This is a genomic window from Nitratireductor aestuarii (assembly GCF_014641695.1).
In the GTDB taxonomy this organism is placed as follows: Bacteria; Pseudomonadota; Alphaproteobacteria; order Rhizobiales; family Rhizobiaceae; genus Chelativorans; species Chelativorans aestuarii.
This window is the reverse complement of the sequence record NZ_BMIF01000001.1, coordinates 329,619-350,836: the sequence shown is the minus strand read 5'-3', so window position 1 is coordinate 350,836 and position 21,218 is coordinate 329,619. Positions and strand designations below refer to the sequence as shown.

Annotated in this window: 17 protein-coding genes and 2 tRNA genes; 8 read left to right on the top strand and 11 right to left on the bottom strand. The window is 62.0% G+C overall.

Annotated features, from left to right (window positions below; all coding sequences use genetic code 11):
* Positions 1 to 49: 49 nt before the first annotated feature.
* Together IEX27_RS01775 and IEX27_RS01770 are read right to left on the bottom strand one after the other, a co-directional pair.
* Positions 50 to 134, bottom strand: a tRNA-Leu gene (locus IEX27_RS01775).
* A 203-nt stretch (positions 135 to 337) separates the two neighbouring features.
* Positions 338 to 422, bottom strand: a tRNA-Leu gene (locus IEX27_RS01770).
* Between the two features lie 269 nt (positions 423 to 691).
* Here IEX27_RS01770 and lipB point away from each other — a divergent pair.
* From lipB to IEX27_RS01750, 4 genes are all read left to right on the top strand, one after another.
* Positions 692 to 1,414: a lipoyl(octanoyl) transferase LipB gene (gene lipB / locus IEX27_RS01765; RefSeq protein ID WP_188719205.1), complete on the top strand. Its 723-nt coding sequence runs from the start codon at positions 692 to 694 to the stop codon at positions 1,412 to 1,414.
* Between the two features lie 110 nt (positions 1,415 to 1,524).
* Positions 1,525 to 2,988: a YcjX family GTP-binding protein gene (locus IEX27_RS01760; protein ID WP_188719204.1), complete on the top strand. Its 1,464-nt coding sequence runs from the start codon at positions 1,525 to 1,527 to the stop codon at positions 2,986 to 2,988.
* A complete protein-coding gene (locus tag IEX27_RS01755; RefSeq protein WP_188719203.1) occupies positions 2,985 to 4,061 on the top strand; it encodes a YcjF family protein in 1,077 nt (358 codons plus the stop codon). The genes IEX27_RS01760 and IEX27_RS01755 overlap by 4 nt, the downstream gene beginning before the upstream one ends.
* 139 nt (positions 4,062 to 4,200) lie before the next feature.
* Positions 4,201 to 4,719 (top strand): hypothetical protein, encoded by a 519-nt coding sequence (locus IEX27_RS01750; protein WP_188719202.1) that lies wholly within the window; start codon positions 4,201 to 4,203, stop codon positions 4,717 to 4,719.
* A 1-nt stretch (position 4,720) separates the two neighbouring features.
* On the opposite strand, the gene folK is transcribed toward IEX27_RS01750, so the two are convergent.
* Positions 4,721 to 5,248, bottom strand: a complete 528-nt coding sequence (folK, locus tag IEX27_RS01745; RefSeq protein ID WP_280516436.1) for a 2-amino-4-hydroxy-6-hydroxymethyldihydropteridine diphosphokinase — start codon at positions 5,246 to 5,248, stop codon at positions 4,721 to 4,723.
* Between the two features lie 140 nt (positions 5,249 to 5,388).
* Between folK and IEX27_RS01740 the strand changes: the two genes are divergently transcribed.
* The 3 genes from IEX27_RS01740 (at position 5,389) to IEX27_RS01730 (ending at position 6,727) form a co-directional block, all read left to right on the top strand.
* Positions 5,389 to 6,003: a DUF922 domain-containing Zn-dependent protease gene (locus IEX27_RS01740; RefSeq protein ID WP_188719201.1), complete on the top strand. Its 615-nt coding sequence runs from the start codon at positions 5,389 to 5,391 to the stop codon at positions 6,001 to 6,003.
* A 96-nt stretch (positions 6,004 to 6,099) separates the two neighbouring features.
* Positions 6,100 to 6,447 (top strand): hypothetical protein, encoded by a 348-nt coding sequence (locus IEX27_RS01735; RefSeq protein ID WP_188719200.1) that lies wholly within the window; start codon positions 6,100 to 6,102, stop codon positions 6,445 to 6,447.
* Positions 6,434 to 6,727 carry a hypothetical protein gene (locus IEX27_RS01730; RefSeq protein ID WP_188719199.1) on the top strand — a complete coding sequence of 98 codons (294 nt, stop codon included), beginning with the start codon at positions 6,434 to 6,436 and terminating at the stop codon, positions 6,725 to 6,727. The genes IEX27_RS01735 and IEX27_RS01730 overlap by 14 nt, the downstream gene beginning before the upstream one ends.
* 16 nt (positions 6,728 to 6,743) lie before the next feature.
* Here IEX27_RS01730 and IEX27_RS01725 read toward each other — a convergent pair whose 3' ends face one another.
* Together IEX27_RS01725 and IEX27_RS01720 are read right to left on the bottom strand one after the other, a co-directional pair.
* A complete protein-coding gene (locus IEX27_RS01725; RefSeq protein ID WP_188719198.1) occupies positions 6,744 to 7,064 on the bottom strand; it encodes a 2Fe-2S iron-sulfur cluster-binding protein in 321 nt (106 codons plus the stop codon).
* A 94-nt stretch (positions 7,065 to 7,158) separates the two neighbouring features.
* Positions 7,159 to 7,560, bottom strand: a complete 402-nt coding sequence (locus tag IEX27_RS01720) for a histidine kinase (protein WP_188719197.1) — start codon at positions 7,558 to 7,560, stop codon at positions 7,159 to 7,161.
* Between the two features lie 170 nt (positions 7,561 to 7,730).
* Between IEX27_RS01720 and IEX27_RS01715 the strand changes: the two genes are divergently transcribed.
* Positions 7,731 to 14,627, top strand: coding sequence for an apolipoprotein A-IV repeat region-like domain-containing protein (locus tag IEX27_RS01715; RefSeq protein WP_188719196.1), 6,897 nt, complete (start codon positions 7,731 to 7,733; stop codon positions 14,625 to 14,627).
* A 76-nt stretch (positions 14,628 to 14,703) separates the two neighbouring features.
* Here the strand turns inward: IEX27_RS01715 and glpK are convergent, their stop codons facing one another.
* From glpK to IEX27_RS01685, 6 genes are all read right to left on the bottom strand, one after another.
* Positions 14,704 to 16,206: a glycerol kinase GlpK gene (glpK, locus tag IEX27_RS01710; RefSeq protein ID WP_188719195.1), complete on the bottom strand. Its 1,503-nt coding sequence runs from the start codon at positions 16,204 to 16,206 to the stop codon at positions 14,704 to 14,706.
* A gap of 44 nt (positions 16,207 to 16,250) precedes the next feature.
* A complete protein-coding gene (glpD, locus tag IEX27_RS01705; RefSeq protein ID WP_244630182.1) occupies positions 16,251 to 17,822 on the bottom strand; it encodes a glycerol-3-phosphate dehydrogenase in 1,572 nt (523 codons plus the stop codon).
* A 184-nt stretch (positions 17,823 to 18,006) separates the two neighbouring features.
* Positions 18,007 to 19,137 carry a tRNA guanosine(34) transglycosylase Tgt gene (gene tgt / locus IEX27_RS01700; RefSeq protein ID WP_188719193.1) on the bottom strand — a complete coding sequence of 377 codons (1,131 nt, stop codon included), beginning with the start codon at positions 19,135 to 19,137 and terminating at the stop codon, positions 18,007 to 18,009.
* Positions 19,134 to 20,207 (bottom strand): tRNA preQ1(34) S-adenosylmethionine ribosyltransferase-isomerase QueA, encoded by a 1,074-nt coding sequence (gene queA / locus IEX27_RS01695; protein ID WP_188719192.1) that lies wholly within the window; start codon positions 20,205 to 20,207, stop codon positions 19,134 to 19,136. The genes tgt and queA overlap by 4 nt, the downstream gene beginning before the upstream one ends.
* A gap of 104 nt (positions 20,208 to 20,311) precedes the next feature.
* Positions 20,312 to 20,704, bottom strand: coding sequence for a hypothetical protein (locus tag IEX27_RS01690; protein ID WP_188719191.1), 393 nt, complete (start codon positions 20,702 to 20,704; stop codon positions 20,312 to 20,314).
* Positions 20,704 to 21,180 (bottom strand): peptidylprolyl isomerase, encoded by a 477-nt coding sequence (locus IEX27_RS01685; protein ID WP_188719190.1) that lies wholly within the window; start codon positions 21,178 to 21,180, stop codon positions 20,704 to 20,706. Before IEX27_RS01685 ends, IEX27_RS01690 begins: the two co-directional genes overlap by 1 nt.
* Positions 21,181 to 21,218 lie beyond the last annotated feature (38 nt).

The window sequence follows — 21,218 nt, the reverse complement described above, 5'->3', positions numbered from 1 at the left end:
GTGCTTACGCAGGTGAAAACTCTTGGATCTACGGGATCTTGTCCGTCGTTGGTGCGGTCGAGAAGACTCGAACTTCCACGGGTTGCCCCACAGCGACCTCAACGCTGCGCGTCTACCAATTCCGCCACGACCGCCCGCGACGCATGCCGGTAATCACCGGCAGAGCGGCATGTAGCAAATCACCTGGGGGAGCACAAGCGACATTCGAAGCTGAATGTGTGATGTTAGAAGAAATTCGTGGAGGAGTAAAAAAGACGCGCCAAACAGCAGGAAAACCTGCGTTCAGAAGCACTATGTTGTGTGAAGAAAGGGAAGGTTTTCGCGTCTGAGAGAGCGTTGGTGCGGTCGAGAAGACTCGAACTTCCACGGGTTGCCCCACAGCGACCTCAACGCTGCGCGTCTACCAATTCCGCCACGACCGCCCGCGACGCATGCCGGTAATCACCGGCAGGGCGGCATGTAGCAAATCGATTTCTGGCGCACAAGCCACCCGTCACAAAAAAGTCGAGCCTACCGCACAAGCCTGTGCAAACCCGCACTGGACCCAGCGTTTGCGGGGATGCATAAGAGGGAAACGCACACTGCCCCGCGCCTTGCGACCAAGCTTCACGAGAGCCGAAAGCGACAGCGGCAGAGGAATTCGGGTGATTCACGATTCGAGTTGGGTCGGGGTCGCCGCAGGAAAGAAGACATGACCGAGAGCCTTACAGAATCGATCCAGTTCCGCGCCGCCGAAGGCTCAAGGCCAGTCGAGTGGCGAATCGCGCCCGGCATCACCCCTTACGACCAGGCGCTGACCTTCATGGAGGAACGGGCGGCAGCGATTCGGGAAGGCACGGCGGGCGAGATGATCTGGCTGGTCGAGCATCCGCCGCTCTATACGGCCGGAACGAGCGCCAAGCCGTCAGACCTCATCGATCCGGAGCGGTTCCCCGTGTTCAACGCAGGCCGCGGCGGCGAATACACCTATCATGGCCCGGGCCAGCGTGTGGCCTATGTGATGCTCGACCTGAAGACGCGGCGCGAGGACGTGCGTGCCTTCGTGTCCGCGCTGGAAGAATGGATCATCCGCACCCTCGCCTCCTTCAATGTGAAGGGCGAGCGGCGGGACGGCCGCGTCGGGGTCTGGGTGGCCCGGCCGGACAAGCCCGCGCTTCCCGATGGCAGCCCGATGGAAGACAAGATCGCGGCCATCGGCGTGCGTCTGCGCAAGTGGGTGAGCTTTCACGGCATTGCCATCAATGTTGAGCCGGAGCTCGAGCATTTCGACGGCATCGTGCCCTGCGGCATCGCCAATTATGGCGTCACCAGCCTTGTCGATCTCGGCCTGCCCGTGACGATGAACGATGTCGACGTGGCGCTGAAGAACGCCTTTGTCGAGGTGTTCGGACCGGCCGAGGCTTCATCCTCTTAAGAATTTTGTCGGCTATCCTGTCGCGGACCATTCCATTGCCGAACTGCGTTCCTATGTGCAACGCTGGTCCCCTGGGTTGAATCGAACCCGTTCAAGCAGAGGAATACGATTTGCCGCTCACCACCATCGCAGATGAAGCGCGCATAGCCCTCGATACGGTTGCCGACCGGGCGACCGGTCTGCTTTCCCCATCGCTGCGGGTTGGTGTCACCGGCCTGTCGCGCGCCGGCAAGACGGTGTTCATCTCAGCACTGGTGCATAATCTGGTGCATGGTGGACGCCTGCCGATGTTCGAGGCGCAGTCTTCGGGCCGCATCTCCCGCGCCTTCCTGGAGCACCAGCCGGACGATGCCGTGCCGCGCTTCCAGTACGAGGACCATATCTCGGCCTTGATCGACCAGCGCATCTGGCCCGATTCCACCCGCGCAATCTCCGAACTGAGGCTCACCATAGAGTATGAATCGGCCTCTGCATGGGGACGCATGTTCTCGCGCGGCAAGCTCGCGCTCGATATTGTTGATTATCCGGGCGAATGGCTGCTTGACCTGCCGCTGATCGGCAAGGACTTTGCCACTTTCTCGCAGGAAGCATTGGAGCTCTCCAAGCTGCCGGGCCGGCAGGATGTCGCTCACGACTGGATCAGCCTTGCGCAAAGCATCGATCCCAATCAGGATGCCGACGAAGTGCTGGCGCGACGCCTGTTCGAGACCTTTGCCGCCTACCTCAAGGCGTGCAAGGAAGAGACGCGGGCACTCTCAACGCTGCCGCCCGGCCGCTTCCTGATGCCCGGCGATCTTGACGGCTCCCCTGCCCTCACCTTCGGTCCGCTGATCAATCTCACGGAAGGCAAGGTCCGCGCAGGCTCCATGCAGGCCATGATGGAACGCCGCTTCGAGGCGTACAAGACGCACGTCATAAAACCGTTCTTCCGCGAGCATATTGCGCGGCTCGATCGTCAGATCGTGCTGGTCGACGCTATGCAGGCGATCAACGCCGGGCCGGAAGCGGTGGCGGATCTTGAGCGCGCGCTGACCGAGATCCTCGAGTGCTTCCGTCCGGGCCGCACCAACTTCCTCACGAGCTTCTTCACGCGCAAGATCGACCGGATCCTCATCGCTGCGACGAAGGCCGATCACATCCACCACGAAAGCCATGACCGGCTGCAGGCGATCGTCCGCCGCCTGACGGAACGGGCTATTTCTCGCGCCGACTTCTCTGGCGCGATGGTGGACGTGGTCGCCATGGCGGCCGTCCGCGCGACCCGCGAAGGTTCTGTGACACGCGGACGCGAGACGCTGCCCGTGATCATCGGCACTCCGATGGAGGGTGAAACGATCGGCACGGACACGTTTGACGGCAAGACCGAAACGGCGATCTTCCCGGGCGATCTGCCAGAGACGCCAGCGGCGCTCTTCCGCAAGGGAGATGAAAAGCCGGAGAACGAACCGAATATCCGCTTTGTCCGCTTCCGTCCTCCGGCTCTGGAGCGCACGGCCGAGGGGGTCACGCTTTCGCTTCCGCATATCCGGCTTGATCGGGCGCTGCAGTTCCTCATGGGAGACCAGCTCGCATGAGCGACAAGCGCCGTCCCTCTTCCTTTCCGATCGAGCCTTCCGGCATCCAACAGGCCACGCACGAAAAGCAGCCGCAGGCGGTGCGCTCGCCCCGCGCCATACGTCTGGACGACAGCGTCGTCGTCGCTTCGGAGCAGATAGACGTCTTTGACGAGCAAGCGCTCGCAAACGAGTTGCCGCCTCCCATTCAGGTGAGAAAAAAGAAGTCACGCCTCGGCACGATCTTCGCCACGGCGTTCGGCCTGCTCGTGTCGCTCGGCATCGGCCTCTGGACGGACCGCCTGATCCGCGATCTTTTCACGCGCGCCGATTGGCTCGGCTGGCTGGCGCTGGCACTTGCTGGCATCGCGCTCGCTGCCTTCGTGGCGATCGTGATGCGAGAGCTCATCGCCGTTTCGAGGCTCGCGTCAGTCGAAAAGATGCGCGCGCGCGCGGACGACGCCTATGCGCGCGACGACGCGAAGCTGGCGCAAACGGTCGTCTCGGAAGTGAAGGCGCTGCTCGCAAGCCATCCGGACACGGCAGCCGGCCGCAAGAAGCTGTCAGAGCTTGAAGGCGATATCATCGACGGGCGCGATCTGCTTAACATTGCCGAACGCGAACTTCTGGCGTCGCTCGACCGCCGCGCACAGAAGATGGTTCTGGATGCTGCAAAGCGCGTATCGCTGGTGACGGCGGTGAGCCCCCGCGCGCTGGTCGACATCGGCTATGTGATCTTCGAGAACGTGCGGCTCCTGCGCCGCCTGTCGGAGCTCTACTGCGGCAGGCCGGGATTCTTCGGCTTCCTGCGTCTGGTGCGCAGCGTCATGGCGCACCTGGCCGTCACTGGCTCGATTGCGGTAGGCGACGGGCTGGTGCAGCAGATTGTGGGTTACGGCCTCGCTGCGCGACTCTCGGCCAAGCTTGGCGAAGGCGTGGTAAACGGCATGATGACGGCCCGCATCGGACTGGCGGCCATGTCGGCCATCCGCCCCCTCTCCTTCAATGCAGTGCAGCGGCCCGGCGTCGGTGATTTCATGAAGGCTCTGACCCAGTTCGCCAGCAAACAGGAGAAGGCTGGCGATGCAAAATAGCAACAATGTACGGATTGCCTTGGGCGGCGAAATCCCACATTGTTATGCTTAACAGATTACGATGATGTCGCGCTTAGAATCTGTTAACCAAAACACTTCATTCTATAGCGGTTGGCTCCAGCCTGTCAGGTCGTATCCCATGTTCCGAAACGTAGCCGTTATCTCCCTGTCTGCTTTCATGGTCCTCGGATCAGCGTCGTTGGCTGCATCGTCGGATGAGAAATTCTTCCGCCAGGTGTCCGGTCAATGGACAGGCCCCGGCGAGATCGTGGCCGGCAAGTACAAGGGCACGAAGTTTATCTGCAACTTCGCGGGCGAAAACCCGGATGGCAAGGTCGGCATGTCGCTCGACGGCGGCTGCCGCGTGGGCATGCTCACCCAGGAGATGTCGGCGAAGGTGCAGCGCTCGGGCAAGACCTATGTGGGTTCGTTCCTCGACGGCGCGGCCGGTCAGGGCCTCGATGTGGTGGGCGGCAGCGTCCGCAACAACAAGGCCGTGTTCAAGATCCTGCGCAACAAGCTCTCCGGCGCCATGAGCGCTCACATGGTGAGCCAGGACAAGATGAACGTCACGATCTCTGTTCAGGTCGAAGACGAGCTCGTGCCCGTCATCGGCATGACGCTCAAGAAGGTCAATCCCAAGCTCGCCAGCCAGTAAGCTAGCTCAGGTACCAAGGTCCGGCGGTTACAACTTTCTCCACGCCATCGGTACCGATTGCGGCCAGAAGTTCTGCGCCGCGCTTCCCATCGACCGTAATCTCCGGCGCTATTTCCAGAAGCGGGACGAGCACGAAGGCGCGTTCCGCTATGCGCGGATGCGGGATTTCCAGGTCGTCTGTCTGAACCTTCTCCTCGCCATAGACCAATACATCAATGTCGATGAGACGCGGCCCCCAACGCTCGCGTCGTTCGCGCTTCAGCTGATGCTCGACGGAAAGACAGGTTTCGAGCAGTTCATGGGGACTAAGGCTCGTCCGCACGCTGGCAACGCAGTTGAGGAAATCGGGTTGATCCACCTTGCCCCACGGTTTGGTGCGGTAAAGCGAGGAAACCTCCTCGACGGAGATGCTCGTGTTCTCACCCAGCAATTTCAGCGCGGCTGACATCGTGGAAGCGGGATCGCCGAGATTGCCGCCAAGGCCAAGATAGGCGCGTGTGGACAGGTGGTCAGGCTGTTGTTCCGGCAAAGCAATCTCCTCACATCCTCGCTTACACAATCTACAGTATTATGGGTCGACCGCTTTGTCAGATGAAACCATTCCGCCTATATGGAGCGATCACTTTGCCTTTGCGATGACCGAGCAGCAAAGTCGAGCATGGAGCCGTCATGAATCGCTTTGTCGTTGCCTTACTGTTGCTGCCCGCGCTGACCCTTCCGAGCGCCGCTGCGTCGCTCAACCGGAACTACAAGTACTACACCGTGCGCGGAACGTCGCTCGAGGAGATCGAGCGGCAGTTTCACACCAAAGGTCCGCAGATCGACAATTCGCGTGATCGCCATCCCGGCGCGACGACCATGGAGTTCACCTCCCGTGTGCGCTACCGCGAAACCGACGGCCGCTGTTCGATCGATGACGTGCATGTCCGCGTCGACGTCGAAGTCGTCCTCCCCCGCTGGAGAGACCGCAAACGGGCCGGACGCAGCCTTCAAATGATCTGGGACACGCTTTCAGGCGACATCAAACGCCATGAGGAAAGCCACATCGGCATCGCCAAGAACCATGCGCGGATGCTCGAGGACCGCATCCGCGCCCTGCCCCGGACGCGCTCCTGCGAAGCCCTGGCGGAAGCCGTGCAGGCAGCAACCGATCGCGTTCTCATCCAGCACGATGCCGAACAGGATGAATTCGACCGGATCGAGTACATCAATTTCGAGCGACGGATGGAGCGCCTGCTCGACTATCGCCTGGAGCAGATCGAATCCGGCAGGCTGAGGTATTGAGCATGGGCTGAAGCCGGCGGCCCGCTACTCGCAAAATACGAAGTATTGAACCCCTTTACTCTCTTAGATATGCCTTGGATGGGATGGGGGAGCAGTATGAGCGACCAGACTTCAACACCATCGAGTGCAGCAACCCGCGATGATCAGGCAGAGCTGCTGGAGGTAAGAAAGCAGCGCCATGTCACCCAACTCTTGCTTCAACGGGAGCAGGAAAGGACCAAAGCCTGGGCCAACTATGTCACGGCTATGGCCGCTGCGATCTTTACAGCCGCCGTCGCTACTCCGATCATCGGGCTCTTCCTCCAGAAAGAAAAGGATTGGGGCCTTACGGTTCTGATCGGGTTGATTGCTTTCGCGTTCGTAGCGATCATATATTATTGGATCGAGTATAAGATCGATGCCGCTTATGGCGGAAAGGATGTCGGCCACAATGGTGGGCTATGAACTGGTGCTGCTCGAAGTTGCGCTCCTGGCGGGCGCCGCGGCCTTCATCTATCTGACAGGACGCCGCCGCGCCTTGAAGGTCAACGCAATTTACGCGAAGTTGGCTGCACTCGATGATAAGGAGGAGAAACTCCTCATGCAAATCGATACCAAGAAGGCTTGCCGGGAGGCAGTGCGCCGCGAGAACGCAGCATCAGCGCTGGACAAGACCCTCAGGAAACTAGAGGAAGAGTTGCAGGCCAAAGAGCAGCGTTCTTCAAAGCCTCAAGCAAGATCCTGACCAGCACAGATACGGTTCAGCCCTGGCGCTCGGGTACATGGACGACGAGGCCGTCGAGTTCGTCCCGCACGCGGATCTGGCAGGAAAGGCGCGAGGTCGGACGCACATCGTAGGCGAAGTCGAGCATGTCCTCTTCCATGACTTCCGGCGAGCCGACGATTTCCGCCCACTCATCATCCACATAGATGTGGCAGGTCGCGCAGGAACAAGCGCCGCCGCACTCCGCCTCGATCCCCGGCACGTCATTGCGGATCGCGTTTTCCATCACAGTGGTGCCGTTCGCCGCCTCGACAACGAACTCTTCGCCATTGGGGCTGATAAAAGTAATCTTGGTCATCGATAGTCCTGGAAGCCGGGGCCGCCCGGATGGGCTGCCTCCCGAGAGATGAGTTGATCAATTATCAGCCGAGATAACGACTGACGCGCCCAAGTCAACCTTTTGCACGTTCTTCCGACGTTATGAGATGGACGAGATGCGGAATGAGCGAGTCGATCTGAGCCCGCATCCTGGCAAGAATCTCCGTGTCCTGCGGATCGTTGCTTACCGCCTCCACGGTCAGAGCGAGCGAGAAGGCGCCCACGGCGCGCGCCGCACCCACCAGCCGATGCGCCAAATCGCGCCGCTGGTCGCTGTTCATCGATAAAACAGCACTTCTGGCCTCCAGAAGTTGTTGATGAAACAGCGCAAGCACTTCGTTTTGAAGCGCTATGTCGTACAGTGTCTGTCCAGCAAGATGGTCGAGATCTATCAAGGGACCTTGCGCTTCATCTTGTTGGGTGGACTGGGAAACAAGGCGTTCTCCAGTTGGGTACCGTTCGAGTTTGTCTGGCATCTCTTTTTTGTGGCTGACGCGTTCGCGTTAACTTTATCTTTAAACTTTTGTAGAGCCAGCGCAAAACGTATTTCCAACATACTTCTCAAACAGTACGGTATAGTTGTCGCGTAATGGATACGGGCCGGCTCGCGTTGCGTTTCGGTACGGCCCAGGTAGAGGGACGGCGTATGGCAAGAAACAGAAAAAGAATCAGCCAGCAGGATGAGGCCTTTGATCAGCTCGAGGATGCACTGACCCTCGACACTGACGAGCTTCTCGACGCCGAGCTTGAAGACGACGTTTCCAGTTCCATCGAGGACCTGGAGGCCCAGATCTCCCTCGCCGCAGAGGAACTTGCGCGTGAAAGCCGCGAAGCCTCAGACGATCCATCTGACATGCAGGGGCCCAAAGCCGCGGGCGGCAAACGCACCGCAGACGAGGATTTCGCGATGGTTTTCGAAAGCGACATGGCGCAAGCCAAGCAGGTGGACGTCGAGACCCTGACCCCCGCCCCGGTCAAGGAACCCGTAGCCAAACGCAAGGCAGCGGCAGCGACGCCCTCGCCGAAGCCCCTGCTCGCACCTGCCAACGACGACCAGCAGCGCACCGATCGCGGACGCAGCGCCGGTGAAGTGCGCGCACCGCGCACAATCTATTGGGCGACGACAGCTCTCTCCACCATCTGGGTCGGCGGCACCCTCTTCGTCGGCCAGAGGCTCTTCGGCTCAGAACTCTTCGACACATCCGCCGTCCTTGACCTGGCAAACAAGCCTCAGCTTTTCGGCACCTGGCTCGCATCGCTGCTTCCCGTGATCCCCTTCTGGGGATTTGCCGTTATGATGCGCCGGGCGCAGGAAATGCGCGCGACCAGCCAGCAGATGGCCGAAGCGGCCCAGCGCCTGCTGGAGCCTGACAATATTGCGCATGAGCGCATCATGAACGTTGGCCAGGCCGTCCGCCGTGAAGTCCAGGCGATGGGTGAAGGCATTGAGCGCACGCTCGCCCGCGCCATCGAGCTGGAGACGCTGGTTCAGACGGAGGTCAACGAGCTCGAACGCGCCTACACCGAAAACGAATCCCGCATTCGCCTGCTGGTGGATAGCCTCGGCAGCGAGCGTGAAGGCATTATCAGCCATGCCGAGCGCGTGCGCGCGTCCATCTCCGATGCTCACGCTCTTCTCAAGGTTGAGATCGACTCCGCCGGCGACCAGATCCGCAGCAGCGTCGATTCCGCCTCCAAGCAGCTCAATTCTTCGCTTGGCAAGTCTGGCGAGCTGATCGTCGGCCGGATCAATCAGACCGGCGTCAACATCCAGGCAGCGCTTGAAGGAAAGGCGACTGCGTTCAGCGACCACCTGGCAAGCTCGACCACGAGCCTCGCCGAGCTGCTCGACGGCCGCATCTCCAATCTTTCCGAAACGGTCTCAGGCTTCCTCGGCAAGATCGAAGATTTCAGCGGCTCGATTGCAGGTTCCGTCTCCTCGAGCGGCGAGCATCTGCTGGCACGCCTCAGCGCCACGACGCAGGATCTCTCCGGCTCGATCCAGGGGCGTCTCGAAGAACTCAACACCACCGCGGAAAGCTTCGCCCAGCGTATCAACCAGGCAGGCGGTGCGGCTGCGCTCACCATCAACGAGAGCGGCGAACAGCTACTCACCCGCCTCACCTCCTCCAGCAGCAACCTTGCCGAGCTGCTCGATTCCCGCATCGCGGACATCGGCGACAATGCCGATACGTTCCTCGCCCGCCTGGATGCGGCCGCAAGCGATCTGTCGCGTTCGTTCCAGGATCGCACCTCGTCGCTTGCCGACGGACTGTTGTCGTCCGGCGAATCCGTTGCCAAGCTGCTCGACAGCCGCATCGCCGCGATGGACGAGCGTGCGGAAGGCTTCCTCAGCAAGGTCGACGCATCGACCGGCAACCTCGCCAGCGCCCTCGAGCAGAGAGCAACCGCGATCGAAGAGCGCCTTGCCGAATCCGGCGCCAACGTCGCGAGCGTTCTCTCGTCCAGTCTCTCCTCGTTCGACGAAACCACGAGCAACTTCGTCCGCCGCATCGAGACCTCGACCAGCACTGTCGCCGCCGTTCTCGACGACCGCACCGAAGCCGTCGAGAAGCGTCTCACTGCAACTGGCGAAAACGTATCCAACCTGCTGCGCGAGAGCTTTGCGACGCTCGACGAGCAATCTTCGCAGCTTGTCAGCCGCATCGACTCTGCTGCCGCCAACGTCACGACGGCGCTCGACCAGCGGACCGGCACCATCGAGAAGAAGCTTGCCGCTTCCGGCATCGGCCTTGCCCGCGCGCTCGAAACCGGAATCGCGACTCTCGACCAGCGCACCGAAGGCTTCATGGAGCGGGTCAACACCACGACCAGCGAACTCGCGGCAGCCCTCGAGAACAGCTCGAAGCAGGCCGAAGAGCGTCTTGCCAATGCAGGCACGGGCGTGGTTCGCACGATCGAAAGCGGTCTTGCGTCCATCGACGATCGTGCTGCGGGCTTTGCAAGCCGCGTAGCCTCGGCCACGACGGAACTCACCTCGACGCTCGATCAACACACGAAGGAAGTCGAAGATCGTCTGTCCAACTCCAGCACCGGCGTTGTCCGCGCTCTGGAATCCGGCCTTGCCTCGATCGACGAACGCACCGAAGGCTTTGTCAGCCGCGTAGCTGCTTCCACCGGCGAACTCACCACAGCGCTCGACCAGCACACCAAGGCCGTCGAAGATCGCCTGTCCGAATCCGGCAAGGGCGTCGCCCGCGTCCTCGAAAGCGGCCTGGCCTCGCTCGACGAGCGCACCGAGGGCTTTGTCAGCCGCGTTGCCGCTTCCACGACGGACCTGGCTGCCGCACTCGACCAGCACACGCACCAGGTTGAACAGCGTCTGTCCGCGACCGGATCCGGCGTGGTCAATGCGCTCGAACAGGGGCTGTCCTCGCTCACCGAACGGTCCGATCTCATCATCGATCGCGTATCGTCCACGGCAAATTCGCTCACGGCTGCCCTCGACGAACGCAGCGATGCAATCGCACAGCATTTGAGCAGCACCGGCTCTGGCGTCGTCAATGCGCTGGAAAAGAGCCTTTCGTCTCTCGCCGAGCGGTCGGATCTCATCATCGATCGCGTGTCGGCAACGGCGGATTCGCTCACCTCCGCGATCGACCAGCGCACGGATGCGATTGCAGATCGTCTCAACGCGTCCGGCTCGGGCCTCGTCAATGCACTCGACAAAGGTCTTTCGTCCCTCACCGAGCGGTCGGATCTCATCATTGATCGCGTTTCGGCAACGGCGCATTCGCTTACCTCGGCCATCGACGAGCGGACCGATGCGATTGCAGAGCGTCTGAACAGCTCCGGGTCGGGCATCGTCAACGCACTGGATCAGGGCCTTTCCTCCCTTACCCAGCGCTCCAGCATCATCATCGACCGCGTATCGGCCACGGCGGATACGCTTGCCGCCGCACTGGACGAGCGCACGGATGCGATCGCAGAGCGCCTCGCTGCCTCCGGCCAGCAGGTCACCTCGCAGTTTGATGAGCGCATCGCCACGATCAGCGCGCAGACGACCCAGATGGCAAGCCGTCTGGGCGATACCGCCGAAGCCGTCACGCGCGCCCTGCAGGAGCGTGCAGAGCACATGGCCAAGGGAATCGCGGTTTCCGGCCACGCCGTCACGCGCCTCATCGACGAGCGGCTGCAGGCGATCAACGCCAATGCGGACGATTTCGTCCAGCGCGTTGAAAGCACGACCGAGACGTCCGCCCGTGTACTGCAGGAGCGTACCCAGGAGCTGGCAGATAACCTGTCGACCGCTGGTTCGGTTGTGGCAGATATCATGGACAGCCGCATCAACGCGCTCACCAGCCAGGTGGACGACGCAACCCGCGTTCTGGACGACGTGTTCACGTCGCGCAGCGCATCGCTGGTCTCGTCGCTCGGTCAGACCGCCGACGACCTCACAAACCAGATCGATAGCCGGATCGGCGAAATCGACACGCGCATCACTGCCCGTGGCAGCGAATTGCTGGATGGCCTCAGCGCCCGCGCCGAGGCTCTGGACACCGGCATGCAGCGTCTCGACAGCGTGCTCGAAGCCCGCGCCCGCAGCATCACGGAATCGCTTGCAGCGCGCGCCCGCGACGTTGCCGCAACCTTCGAGAAGGGCCAGGAGGAGTTCAGCCAGGTCATCGAATCCGGCAAGGATGTCATCAGCCACGATCTGGCAAAGATCGTTGCGGCCACCGGCACCCTGCTCGACAACAAGGCAGAGGACTTCGTCCGCGCCATCGAAGAAGGCCACATCCGTCTTGGTTCCCGCCTGGAGCAGGATCTCGAGAGGTTCACGGCCGTCCACTCGCATGTGGAAGGTTCGGTCAACGAGCAGCTCAACGCCTTCGGGGAAACGCAGCGCCGCCTCTCGCAGGAGATCGACGCAGGCCTCAACCGCTTCGGCGAAATGCGTGCTTCCGTTGAAGACCGCCTTATGGAAGAAGCCGAGCGCCTGGGCAGTGCCGGCGTAGAACTGCGCGCCGCCATCGACCAGGACATCGAACGTCTCGAAGCGGAGAAGGCCCGTCTTGCTGACACCATCCGCAGCGAGATCGAGCAGGTCAACGCGACCTTCACCGACCAGATCGGTGCGATCGAGGAGCGGACCCGCACCCTCGATGGCGCACTCGCCGTCGGCGTCGACCGCGTTCGCCAGACACTGGAGAACGGCGCCGTTGCCGCTGCCGGTGCACTGCGTGAGAAGATGGTCGAGGCGACCAGCACACTCAGCCAGGAAGCTGCCCGCATGGTCGAGGTTGTCGACCAGCGCTTCGCAGCTTCGGTCGACGCCTCCTCCGTCAAGCTTGGCGAAAAGGTCGGCGAGCTGGATCAGGTTCTCAACGCAGCCGCCATGCGCGTTGCCGAGCGGACCGACGAGTTCGGCCAGCACTTCAATGACATCGACCGCCGCATCATCGAGCGCGTAGCACAGGCTGCCGAGGCTATCGAGAACCGCAGCGAGGCGATCGCGCAGGTCTTCACCAATGTCGATCAGGGCATCCGCGCTCGCACAAGCGAGACGGCCTCCCTGCTCAACTCGCAGGTCGAAGGCTTCGAACGCGCGTTCAACGAAATGGATGAGCGCATCATCGAGCGTGCCCGCCTCACCACGAGCGAACTCGATGCTCAGGCAGAAACCTCCTTCGAGCGTTTCTCGCAGCTTGAGGATCGCGTCCGCACAACGGCAGGTGCTGCATCGAGTGCGCTGGTTCATGCAACCTTCGAGGCCGAAAAGCATCTCGGCGAAACGCTCAACCGCACCACAGCTCTGATCCGGGAAGGCCTCGGCGAAACCGAGCAGCAGCTCAAGGCAACTGCGGAGCAGGCCTCAAGCATGGTCGGCGAGCAGCTCGCCCGCAGCCAGACCAACCTTATCTCCGCTGCCGACACGATCAGCCAGACCTTCATGGCGGTCAACGAGCACATCTCGAGCCGTACGGGTGAAGCCGTCCGCACTCTCGAGGAGCGCACCCACGACCTCAACATGGTTCTGGCAAATCGCAGCCTTGAAATCACGCGCATCCTCGACGAAACCGCGCGGCCTCTGGTCGAGCGCTTCGAAGCCGGCGGCGCCGAGTTCAAGCAGGCGATCGAGGAAGTCACGGAGCGCAGTGCGGAACGTCTGCAGCAGCAGAATAGCCTGCTGATCTCCGCGCTGTCCGACCGTACCGCCGACACGCTCCATGCCGTCGAACGGGCCCGCGCAAGCATTACCGGCGACGTCGAGTCGCTGCTTGAGAACCTCAGCTTCTCCAGCGGCAAGCTCAGCGATCTGGTTCAGTCCGCAACGCGCAACATGGTCGAGGTGGACGAGAAGCTGGCGGGAACGGCCATCAACTTCGCCGAAAACGCGAAGAAGGCTGCCGAGACGTTCTCCAGCTCTGCCGATCTCCTCAACACCAACTCCGGCCGTCTCACGGATTTCTCGGAGCACACCCTCTCGGCGCTAGCCGGCATCGCAAGCCGCTTCGAGAACCACAGCCGCATCCTGGAGAGCGCGTCGCAGCTGCTCGACAAGGCGCAGCAGGGCATGGCCGCCAACATCGAAGGTCGCCAGGACGCTCTGCAGGCGCTTGCCGATGGGCTGGTCGAGAAGTCGGAGCAGATCTCAAAGGTCATCAGCTCGTTCGACGGCCTTCTCGAAGGCATGGTCGAGCGCACCGAGCTTCGTTCGCGCAAGTCGGCCGAGACGATGCGCAACGCGATCGAAGAAGTGCTTGAGAACGCCACCACCCGCTTTGCCGGCGCTACGGAAGAAATCCGCCGCACCGCAACGGAGGTCCGCGAGGAGCTGGAGAAGACCCGCGCCGACGTCAAGCGTGGCATTGTCGAGCTTCCCGAGGAAGCCAAGCAGTCGACCACGGCAATGCGCCGCGCCATCACCGAGCAGATCAGCGCGCTGAAGGAGCTCTCCAGCATCGTGGCCAAGACGGGCCGCGTGCAGGAGACCGCGCCGGATCCGGTTCCGGTCATGCCTCGCGCCAGCACCCCGCCGCTCGCACCGGCGACCAAGGTGATGGAACGGCCGGCAGTCCGTCCGACCCGTTCCGTCGAGGCTCCGGCAGCACCAGCGCAGGCTCCCTCTCAGAACGGCGGCTGGATCCGCGACCTGCTGCGCAGCGCCTCGCAGGATGAGGTGCTCCCCTCGCCGCTCTCCGCGCCGAAGCCGGCAGCACCCCGGGCCGAGCCCCGCATCGGCGATGCTCTGACCTCGCTATCGCAGGAGATCGCCCGTTCGATCGATGCTGAAGCGGCTGCAGAGCTCTGGGACCGTTACCGCCGTGGCGAGCGCAACGTCTTCACGCGCAGGCTATACACGCTGAAGGGTCAGCAGACCTTCGACAGCATCCAGCAGAAGTATCGCCTCGACGGCTCCTTCCGCGGTGCGGTCGACCAGTTCTGCCGTGACTTCGAGCGCCTGCTGGCCGATGTTGGCCGGGAGGACAAGGATCACAGCGTCACGCAGACCTATCTCGCCTCCGATACGGGCAAGGTCTATACGATGCTGGCTCACGCAAGCGGTCGCCTGCGGTAAGGCTTGCGAATAGCAAAAATGACAAAGGGCGGGATCAAACCCGCCCTTTTCTTTTGAACACCGGTGTTTGAGCAGCTCAGTTCGTCAGCGTCCGGCGCACCGCGTCGTGCCAACCCGCAAGCTTTCTCGCGCGAAGGTCGCCATCCATCTGAGGCTCGAACCTTCGTTCAAGCGCCCAACTCTGCGAAAATTCTTCCCGCCCCGGCCAGACGCCCGCGTAGGAGGCGGCGAGCCAGGCAGCACCTAATGCCGTGGTCTCCAGAACCGTTGGCCGATCCACCGGGCTCGCCAGCATGTCGGCGATGCACTGCATCGTCCAGTCGCTCGCGACCATGCCGCCGTCGACGCGAAGGACCGTTTCCTCTGCCGGAGCCGAGCCTTGCCCGCCCCAGTCCCGGTGCATGGCTGTGACGAGATCATGCGTCTGGTAGGCCACCGCCTCCAGCGCAGCCTTGGCGATTTCGGCGGGGCCTGTATTGCGGACGAGGCCGAAGATCGCGCCTCTTGCCTCCGCGTCCCAGTGCGGCGCCCCCAGTCCGACGAAGGCCGGAACAAGGTAGATGTGCTGGGTGTCATCGGCCCTTGCCGCAAGCCTGCCCGACTCGGCCGCATTGGAGAGGATCTTCATTCCGTCGCGAAGCCATTGCACCGCTGCGCCCGCGATGAAAATCGAGCCCTCAAGCGCATAGGTGGTCTCGCCGTTCAGCCGATAGGCAATCGTGGAAAGCAGCCGGTGCTCTGAACGGACGAGCGTGTTCCCGGTGTTCAAAACCGCAAAGGCGCCCGTACCATAGGTGCATTTCATCATGCCCGGTGTGAAGCACGCCTGCCCTACGGTGGCGGCCTGCTGGTCTCCCGCCACGCCACGGATCGGGATTTCCGCGCCGAACAGCGAGCGGCTGGTGACGCCGAAATCGTCCGCACTGTCGAGCACCTTCGGCATCATCGCGAGCGGGATGTTCAGGATCGCCGCCAGCTCCTCGTCCCAACGGTTTCTGGCGATGTCATAGAGCAGTGTGCGCGCAGCATTGGTTGCGTCTGTCGCGTGAACCTTGCCGCCGGTCAGATGCCAGATGAGAAAGGTATCGATCGTGCCGGCGAGCAGCTTGCCCGCCTCGGCGCGGCCGCGCGCGCCTTCCACATGATCGAGGATCCAGGCGATCTTGGTGCCCGAGAAATAGGGGTCGAGCAACAAACCGGTACGCTCGGAGAAAAGCGGCTCCAGGCCTTCACTGCGCAGCCGCTCACACATGTCCCCGGTCCGGCGGTCCTGCCAGACGATTGCCGGATGGATTGGCGTGCCATCCTCGCGATCCCAGATGATCACCGTTTCCCGCTGGTTGGCGATACCGATGGCAGCCAGATCGCTCGACGCGACGCCAGCGCTCGCCATGGCCCCGCGCATGGTCGACACAGTCGTCTTCCAGATGTCTTCCGGATCATGTTCGACCCAGCCGGACTGCGGATAGGACTGCGGGAACTCCTGCTGGCCAAGCCCCACCACGCGCATGGTGCCATCAAAGATGATCGAACGCGTCGACGTGGTGCCCTGGTCGATTGCCATCACAAATTTCGTCATTCCCACTCCCATGCACTTCCTGACCCGTGCATTCCTGTGATTGCCTAATGCGGCGTGGCCACCTTCCGCCTGACGCCCTGCTTTTTCGATTTTTCACTCGGCGGCTTCAGCGGCGGGGTGCTGTTGCGGGCATGCATGAACTTCGCCACCTCGGCGCGCTCAGCCTCTGACAGATGCAGGCCAAGCTTCGTCCGCCGCCACAAGACGTCCTCGCCAGAACGCGCCCACTCCTGCGCGGCGAGATAGCAAAGCTCGCATTCGTAGAGATCCGCTCCAAAATGCCGGCCAAGATCCGCGACAGAAGACGCCGTTCCCAGAACGTCATGGGCCAACGTTCCGTAGAGCCGCACGAGCCTGCGTGCATGGGGACGATCCAGGAACGGAAATGCGCGTAGCAGGCACATGACCTTTCGGTCGTATTCCGCTGCAGGAAAATCGCCGCCAGGCAGCGGTGCATCCGCCGTCCATTCACGTCCGCGCTGCCCGATCTCGCCCGCGATCATCCCAAGGGCTGCTTCGGCAAGTCGCCGGTAAGTCGTGATCTTGCCGCCGAAGACGTTCAGCACGCGGAGCGCGCCGTGACGGTCGACCTTCAGCACATAGTCGCGCGTCGCATCCTGAGCCCGTGCCGCGCCGTCATCATAGAGCGGACGCACGCCCGCGTAGGACCAGACCACCTCTTCCAGCGTCACCGGCTCTTCGAAATAGGCACTGGCTGCCTCGCAGAGGTAACGCGTCTCGGCCTCGCTGATGGTCGCCTCGCCCGGATCTCCGGCAAAATCTTCGTCCGTGGTGCCGATCAGCGTGAAATCCTGCTCATAGGGAATGGCGAAGATGATGCGACCGTCGCGGTTCTGGAAGATGTAGGCGCGTGGGTCATCAAACTTGCGGGGAATGACGATGTGGCTGCCCTTGACCAGCCGCAGGTGATGGTCGGCCGCGTGGGCGCCAAGCAACGGAAGCATTTCGTCTGCCCAGGGTCCCGCCGCATTGACGATCATGCGCGCCCGCACGAATTCCCGCCGCCCATTGTCCATGTCCTGCAGGGTGATCGCCCAATGATCGCCCTCCTCCTCGGCGCGGATCACCTTCGTGTGCGTGCGGATCGAAGCGCCGCGCTTGGCGGCATCCATTGCATTGAAGACCACAAGCCGCGCGTCGTCGACGATACAGTCGGAATATTCGAATGCCTTGCGAAGATGCTTCTTGAGCGGCTTTCCGGCCGGATCCTTGCGAAGGTCGAGCGGGCGCGTGCGGCCGAGGGTGCTGAAACCCCCGAGCGTGTCATAGAGCAGAAGGCCAATACGGATCAGCCATGCGCTGCTCAACCCTTCGACCACGGGCAGGATGAACCGCCCGGGCCGGATGATGTGCGGCGCGTTGCGCCACAGAACCTCGCGTTCGCGCAGCGCTTCTCGCACGAGCCGAAACTCGGACTGCTTGAGATAGCGCAATCCGCCGTGCACGAGTTTGGTCGAGGCCGATGAGGTGCCGCTTGCGAGGTCACCCATTTCGGCCAATACGACGGAATAGCCGCGCCCCACGGCATCCCGCGCGATGCCGCACCCATTCACGCCACCCCCAACGATCAACAGATCGAACACGTCCTCGGTCATGAGCGCTCCGGTTGACATCAAGCAACGAACACACCGGACCAGACCGATCGTGCCCCCTCTGCGTCACATGTGCAGCTCAGACTATAATAACAAAAGCGAATTCGTACATAGTCATACCATGTACGGTTACGCGGGTGCGGACGTAGGGGGAGGAGGACGGGGCTATCAGCCCCAAGCCAAAGGGCTAAAGCGCGGGAATATCTCCGCGTTCCCAGCCTTCCTGGATCTCGGCGGAGCGGTCGGCGAAGCGTCCGGCCTCGATAGCCGTGCGGATATCCTGCATCAGGCTCTGGTAATAGGCGAGATTGTTCCACGTTAACAGCATGGCGCCGAGGAGCTCGTTCGACTTCACCAGGTGGTGGAGATAGGCGCGGCTGTAGTCGCGCGTCGCCGGGCACTCGCTCTCCTCGTCCAGCGGACGATGATCGTCCGCGTGGCGGGCGTTCTTCAGATTGATCTTGCCGTAGCGGGTGAAGGCGAGACCGTGCCGCCCTGCCCGCGTCGGCATCACGCAGTCGAACATGTCGATGCCACGCGCGACACTCTTCAGGATGTCGTCGGGCGTCCCCACGCCCATAAGGTAGCGCGGCTTGCACTCGGGCAGAACCGGACACGTGGCTTCCAGCATTTCGAGCATCACATGCTGCGGCTCACCCACGGCAAGACCGCCCACCGCGTAACCCTTGAGATCAAGCGCCTTCAGTGCTTCTGCAGAGCGCAGCCGCAGGTTGACGTTATCGCCTCCCTGCACGATCCCGAACATGGCCTTGCCCGGCTGGTCGCCGAAGGCAACCTTGCAGCGCTCGGCCCAGCGGATGGAGAGCTCCATGGCCTTTTCGATTTCCTTCAGCGTCGCCGGCAGCTTCACGCATTCGTCAAGCTGAATCTGGATGTCGGAGTCGAGTAACCCCTGGATCTCGATTGAACGTTCCGGGCTCATCTCGAAGACGCGGCCGTCCACATGCGAACGGAACTTTACGCCCTGCTCCGTGATTTTGCGCAGTCCAGAAAGCGACATGACCTGAAAGCCGCCCGAGTCTGTCAGGATCGGCCCGGACCAACGCGAAAAAGTGTGCAGGCCGCCGAGCCTCGCCACACGCTCCGCACCGGGACGCAGCATCAGGTGGTAGGTGTTGCCGAGGATGATGTCGGCGCCAAGCCCGCGCACTTGGCCCATATACATGGCCTTGACCGTACCACCCGTACCGACCGGCATGAAGGCAGGCGTGCGGATGGTGCCGCGCGGCATGGAAATTTCACCCCGGCGGGCATTGCCATCGGTGGCAAGAACGCGAAATTGGAATGTCTCAGTCACTGGTCGTTCCGGAATAAAAGCGAGGCGTCGCCGTAGGAATAGAAACGGTATTCGTTGCGGATGGCATGTTCATAGGCCGCCCTCATCCGTTCCAGCCCGCAGAAGGCCGAAACGAGCATGAAGAGCGTTGAACGCGGCAGATGAAAGTTCGTCATCAGCACGTCGACCGCGCGGAACTTGTAGCCTGGTGTAATAAAGATATCCGTCGCGCCTGACCATGCGGCGATCTCGCCCGTTTCCGCAGCCGCACTTTCGAGAAGGCGTAGCGACGTGGTGCCGACGGATACGATGCGACCACCGCGCTTGCGCACATTGTTGAGCGCCTCGGCGGTCTCGGCAGTCACGACGCCAATTTCGGAATGCATCTTGTGTTCGCTGGTCTCATCCGCCTTGACCGGCAGGAACGTTCCGGCGCCCACATGAAGCGTCACAAAATGCCGCTCGATGCCCGCGGCGTCGAGCCTTTCGAAAAGCTCGGGCGTGAAGTGCAGACCTGCCGTAGGCGCCGCGACGGCACCCTCTTCCTTGGCGTAAATCGTCTGGTAGTCGACGCGATCCTGATCGTCCTCCTCACGCTTCGACGCGATATAGGGCGGCAGCGGAATGTGACCGAGCGAAGCGATGGCCTCATCAAGGATAGGTCCGTGGAAATCGAACACCAGCAGCGCCTCGCCGCCGTCGCCTTTTTCCGCAACCGTTGCGGAGAGTGTGCCGAGCAGGCAGACGCGGCCTTCGTGCCCGAACTGGATCCGCTCGCCGACGTTCACGCGCTTGGCAGGCTTCAGGAAAGCCTTCCAGCGGTCGGGTCCGACGCGCATATGCAGCGTCGCCTCAATGGTCGCGACGGCCTCACCGCGCGTCCGCTTGCCGGATAGCCGCGCCGGAATGACCTTCGTGTCATTGAAGACGAGCGCATCTCCGAAACGCAAAAATTCCGGAAGATCCCGCACATGCCGATCCTCGAACCGGTCACCATCCACCACGAGCAGACGCGCACTGTCGCGCGGGTTTGCAGGCCGCAACGCAATGCGTTCCTCGGGCAGATCAAAGTCGAAAAGATCGACGCGCACTTAAACCTCGTTCAGCAATAGACCGGAGGGCCCAGGGGCAGGTTCAACCCGGACCGGAGCACTGGAGATAGAGCGGTTCAGGATTTCTTGCAAATCGGAACGGCTCAGGGTCCGACACAGACGAGCGGATATGCACCCACTCCGGGTACTTTCAATGTGCCAGCCAGCACATATTCATCGTTTTCGAGTGCGGAAAGAAGACGCACCTCGGCAATCACGCGCTCGACATTGGGGTCGGTGAAGTCAACCAGCCACTGGTCACCGGTCTGGAAAGCCTGCCCGGCGATGATGGCTTTGTCGCCTTCCATGCTGATAGCCCATTTCTGGTCACCCACGGATATATGGGCGCCGACTACGGCAAGGACCGGAAGCGAGCCCACTGTCAATTCGACCGAGGCTCGCCCCTGAGGATCGCTGCACTCAATGGCTCCGGTAGCGCCTGCGCTGCCGGAAGCCATCGCCAACAGAAACGTCGCTGCAGCGATCCTGTAGTTCATTACGCTACGTCGGCGGCAACGCGCATGGAAACGATCGAGTCCGGGTCACGCACCGGCTCGCCGCGCTTGATCTTGTCGATGTTGTCCATGCCTTCGATGACCTGACCCCAGACGGAGTACTGCTTGTCGAGCCACGGAGCCTTGTCGAAGCAGATGAAGAACTGCGAATTGGCCGAGTTCGGGTTCATCGAACGGGCCATCGAGCAGGTGCCGCGCTCATGCGAGGTGGCGGAGAACTCTGCCTTGAGGTCCGGCAGCTCCGAACCGCCCATGCCGGTGCCGGTCGGGTCGCCGGTCTGCGCCATGAAACCCTCGATCACGCGATGGAACACGATGCCGTCATAGAAGCCCTCGCGGGAAAGCGTCTTGATGCGCTCCACATGAGCAGGCGCTACATCCGGGAACAGCTGGATAACCACCTGGCCCTTGGTGGTCTCCATGATGATCGTGTTTTCCGGGTCCTTGATTTCCGCCATGGGAACATCCTTCCTGAACTGGGGCATGAAGCCCGACT

What these genes read in the sequence shown, in the direction of transcription:
- lipB (WP_188719205.1), top strand. Translation starts at nt 692, where the DNA reads ATGACCGAGAGCCTTACAGAATCGATCCAGTTCCGCGCCGCCGAAGGC.
- IEX27_RS01755 (WP_188719203.1), top strand. Translation starts at nt 2,985, where the DNA reads ATGAGCGACAAGCGCCGTCCCTCTTCCTTTCCGATCGAGCCTTCCGGC.
- IEX27_RS01750 (WP_188719202.1), top strand. Translation starts at nt 4,201, where the DNA reads ATGTTCCGAAACGTAGCCGTTATCTCCCTGTCTGCTTTCATGGTCCTC.
- IEX27_RS01740 (WP_188719201.1), top strand. Translation starts at nt 5,389, where the DNA reads ATGAATCGCTTTGTCGTTGCCTTACTGTTGCTGCCCGCGCTGACCCTT.
- IEX27_RS01735 (WP_188719200.1), top strand. Translation starts at nt 6,100, where the DNA reads ATGAGCGACCAGACTTCAACACCATCGAGTGCAGCAACCCGCGATGAT.
- IEX27_RS01730 (WP_188719199.1), top strand. Translation starts at nt 6,434, where the DNA reads ATGGTGGGCTATGAACTGGTGCTGCTCGAAGTTGCGCTCCTGGCGGGC.
- IEX27_RS01725 (WP_188719198.1), bottom strand. Translation starts at nt 7,064, where the DNA reads ATGACCAAGATTACTTTTATCAGCCCCAATGGCGAAGAGTTCGTTGTC.
- IEX27_RS01720 (WP_188719197.1), bottom strand. Translation starts at nt 7,560, where the DNA reads ATGCCAGACAAACTCGAACGGTACCCAACTGGAGAACGCCTTGTTTCC.
- IEX27_RS01715 (WP_188719196.1), top strand. Translation starts at nt 7,731, where the DNA reads ATGGCAAGAAACAGAAAAAGAATCAGCCAGCAGGATGAGGCCTTTGAT.
- glpK (WP_188719195.1), bottom strand. Translation starts at nt 16,206, where the DNA reads ATGACGAAATTTGTGATGGCAATCGACCAGGGCACCACGTCGACGCGT.
- glpD (WP_244630182.1), bottom strand. Translation starts at nt 17,822, where the DNA reads ATGACCGAGGACGTGTTCGATCTGTTGATCGTTGGGGGTGGCGTGAAT.
- IEX27_RS01690 (WP_188719191.1), bottom strand. Translation starts at nt 20,704, where the DNA reads ATGAACTACAGGATCGCTGCAGCGACGTTTCTGTTGGCGATGGCTTCC.
- IEX27_RS01685 (WP_188719190.1), bottom strand. Translation starts at nt 21,180, where the DNA reads ATGGCGGAAATCAAGGACCCGGAAAACACGATCATCATGGAGACCACC.